Annotated in this window: 3 protein-coding genes; all 3 read left to right on the plus strand. The window is 38.7% G+C overall.

Annotation, left to right across the window (positions count from 1 at the left end):
* Positions 1-644 (plus strand): hypothetical protein (locus PLK24_RS09320; RefSeq protein WP_324478475.1); only part of this gene is annotated, 644 nt, incomplete at its 5' end.
* A gap of 83 nt (positions 645-727) precedes the next feature.
* On the plus strand, positions 728-2,446 hold the full coding sequence (locus tag PLK24_RS09325) for a LamG-like jellyroll fold domain-containing protein (protein ID WP_324478477.1): 1,719 nt from the start codon (positions 728-730) through the stop codon (positions 2,444-2,446).
* Positions 2,447-2,579: 133 nt separating this feature from the next.
* Positions 2,580-3,569: an autoinducer 2 ABC transporter substrate-binding protein gene (locus PLK24_RS09330; RefSeq protein ID WP_324478479.1), complete on the plus strand. Its 990-nt coding sequence runs from the start codon at positions 2,580-2,582 to the stop codon at positions 3,567-3,569.
* Positions 3,570-3,918 lie beyond the last annotated feature (349 nt).

Here is a 3,918-nt window from a genome sequence, read left to right on the forward strand (position 1 = left end):
GAGCTTATCAATTCCGGGGTTTTGCCGATGACGGCATGAATTTACTGGGTAAAAGTGATATTTTTGAAGTCAAAAAAATAAAAGTTGAGGTCAGCGGTTGGGAAGAGGTGACTATTGATTTTACAACCTTGACAATTCCCAAAAACTGGCAACCGACGCCCCCCGATGAAGAAGTGGTCGGTTGGCACCAGGGAGATTCCTCTGATCCTGACGTTGCTTTTGGTATTATCAACACGGTTGATATCGAAAATCAATTAAATTATATGACTATAGAACGGGAAAGTGAGAAAATAATAAACGAAGTTCCATTTCGTTTCATAGAAGGGCAAATCCCAGACTCAAACATAAAAATATGGCTATTACTTGCGAAAAATCCTTTACATACTGAGAAAACCTATGGTTTCATAGCTGGTAGCCGTAATTTTCTCTGGCCAGAAGCCGAGCCGGTTTTCAACCAAATCTTAGAATCTATAAAAATTACTCTGCCTAAAATAGGTGTGACTATCAATATCCAAAACAACCGGTTTACCCTGCTACCGAATTCAATATCGAATTTAGAGGAGTACCTGGCAATCCAAAAGACTGGATTGGTCTTTACTATAGTTCTGCTTCCGATCGGGATTACCTCTCCTGGAAATATTTAGATGGGAAAACTTCTGGGACCATAACTTTTTCTGCCCCCAAAGAAGAAGGAGAATATAACCTTCGTATTTTTGAAAATGACGGGATGACTTTACTTGGTAAAAGCACTGTTTTCTTGGTCAAAAAATCAACTGTCCAATCCAAGCTTCAGTTAGAAAAAGATAACTTCTTCCCTGGCGAAGAAATTAAACTCCTATTTTTTGCTCCTCCTGGACTGGAATCCAGCGCTTGGATTGGGATCATCCCCTCCGATATTCCACACGGTGATGAAAATGTTAACGATCAACATGAGTTAACCTATCAATATTTATCTGGACAGACACAAGGAGAAATGGTCTTTACTGCACCTTCTGAACCGGGAGAATACGATTTTCGTATGCACGACAGCGATTCCAATGGTAAAGAAATTACCTCGGTTTCCTTTAAAGTGGCTCTCCCCCAACCCAGTTTGTCGCTTAACAATAGAGTATTTACACCTGGCGAAACTCTAACGATAACTTTTTCAAATGCTACAACTAATCAAAGAGATTGGATTGGTTTATACAAAAAAGATGCCTCTGATAGGGATTATCTGACCTGGCAATATACCGACGGGAAAAAAGAGGGTTCACTCACTTTTGAGGCTCCTTCTGAACCCGGAGAATACGATGCTCGCTTTTTTATCAACGATGGGTATACTCGACTGGCAATCAGCGAACCCTTTACTGTTGTTATTCAAGAATCCCCAGTTCCATCGCCATCTCCACTAATTGGTACCCTATCTCCGCAAACCGGTTTAGTTCTTTATCTCCCTCTCGATAATGACTCGCAAGATATGAGCGGCTCAGGAAACCATGGAGTTCCAACCTCGACTTTAATCGTACCAGGTAAAATTGGACAAGCATATGATTTTAATGGAATAGATAGTACAGTTATAACTCCCCTTGATATCAATCCGGAAAAAATACCGGAAATGTCGGTTACTTGTTGGGCATATCCCCGCTCTAGTAATGGCCGAAGACAGGTATGGTCTCAGGATGATGGCGGATTTGACCGCTCACTTTTAGTTGAAAACGATGGATGGAGCGTTTTTATTGGTGGTTCTGATTGGATAACCGGAAAAAGTGTTGATTTAAAACAATGGCAGTTTCTTGCGGTTATCTTTACCTCAACTGATGTTATTTTTTATAAAAATGGAGAAAAATTTTCTTATGGAACTGCTGGTGGAACCGGTATGATAAGTAGTAATACTTTTACCTTGGGAGATAATCCAGCTGGCTATTCTGAATTCTTTGATGGGCTCATCGATGAAGTGAGAGTTTACAACCGAGCCCTTGGTGACGAAGAAATTCAATCGTTATTTACAGCATCTTCTCCACCGGTTCATAACGACAATCTCAATTCTATGGCAACCAATGATTGGATTTCTGCCCAGAGGGGAAATCTTGTCTTCGAAGTTCCTCTCAACTGGAAACCCTTGGAAACCGATAGTCTCAATCTCGGCGGATGGTATAATGGTGAAGACCCTAACTTTCCCGATGGTGTCATTTCAATAATGAAAGCAACTTCTCTTGATGCAGCAAAAGAGGATTTAATTATTGATCAGGAAAATAGCCTCATAATCGACAATAAAATGGCCAAATTTACTGAAGGACACTACGTTCAAAATAAAGTTCGAGCTCGATTTTATTTTTTTGAAAAAGTCACCGTTGAGCAAGAAAATCTGCTCATTTTTGTAGCAGCCAAGGACTCTCTCTGGAATTCTTTTTTGCCAATCGAAAAACATTTCATCGAATCGGTGCGATTTACCGATAAGCTTATGTGAGAAATGAATTATTAAGTATATTAAATTAGGTTCCATTTCATTGAAAATATAATTTCATCTTGACAGTTAATATTAACCATAGTTAAATGTAATTGTCTTCAAAAAATATCTTGTTTTATAAGGGGGGTTTTTAATGAAAAGAACCAAGTTTTCCCGTTATATTCCTGCGTTACTTTTCGTTTTTGTTTTGGTTATGACCGTAGGTGTCTTCGCAGCTGAAAACTATACCATGGTTTCTATCCCGAAACTTCGTTCCCCATGGTTTAACCAGCTTGAAAATGGCCTCAACAAAGCCAAGGTCGATTTTGAAGTTGAAGTATATCAACAAGCTCCTGCATCAGCTGACGAAGCCGAACAAGTTCGATTAATTGAAGACGCAATTAACCAGGGTGTCAATGCAGTTTTAGTCGTTCCCAACAATGCTAGTTCCTGTGAACCGGTTTTTGCCCGTGCTAAAGAACAAAATATTGCTGTTATTACCCATGAATCTCCCAATCAAGTCAATGCTGACTATGATGTAGAAATGATCGATAACATTAAGTTCGGAGAAAAATCAATGGAGCTCCTCGTTGAAAAAATGGGTGATAGTGGTAATTTTGTGGTATTTGTTGGATCTCTAACTGTTCCCGCCCACAATATCTGGGCTGATGCTGCTCTGGCACTGGCTAAAGAAAAATACCCCAATTTAGTTCAAGTAGCCGATCGTTATCCAGTTTCAGAAGATCAAAATTTAGCTCGTCAAACAAGTTTAGAAATCCTTACCGCCAACCCTGATCTAAAAGGCTTCCTATGCTATGGGAGCCAGGGAGCACCTGGTGCTGCTCAGGCAGTCCGAGAAAAGGGATTACAGGATAAGGTTACCGTCATTGGAACCACTTCACCAAACCAAGCTGCTCAATTTTTAGAAGATGGATCAATGGATTATTCAATTCTCTGGGACCCTGGTGAAGCCGGCTATGTCATGGTTTACCTGGCAAAATTAATACTTGAAGGGAAATCTGCTGAAATTGTCGATGGAATAGATATCCCCAATATCGGAATGCCAAAAATTGATGGTATTAATGTTCTATTTGACAAACCACTCATAGTGACCAAAGAAAACATGAAGGATTACGATTTCTAAATTATGGTTTTAACTCATTCGGTCTTCCATACTTTAAGTATGGAAGACCGTTTTTTATTTAATAATTGAACCGACTTATATAAATGAATAATGAAATCTATCATTTTTAATAGCCGTTCAAATAATACTGTATACAGACAGTCCACAGCTATTGGAAAAAAGACTCATCCCTTCTTAAGTTCATTAAATGTAAAAGATATCAATGCATAATCAGAACTTTTTTTGCATCATATAAACCATTTTTCTATAGAAAAACCTATATCAAAAAGGATGAAATGACGTGATAAAATGATTGACTTTTTACGTCTTTCCAATATCAGTAAAAGTTTTGGTGGAGTTCAAGCTTTAA

The sequence above is a fragment of the Atribacter sp. genome, assembly GCF_035418125.1.
Taxonomy (GTDB): Bacteria; Atribacterota; Atribacteria; order Atribacterales; family Atribacteraceae; genus Atribacter; species Atribacter allofermentans.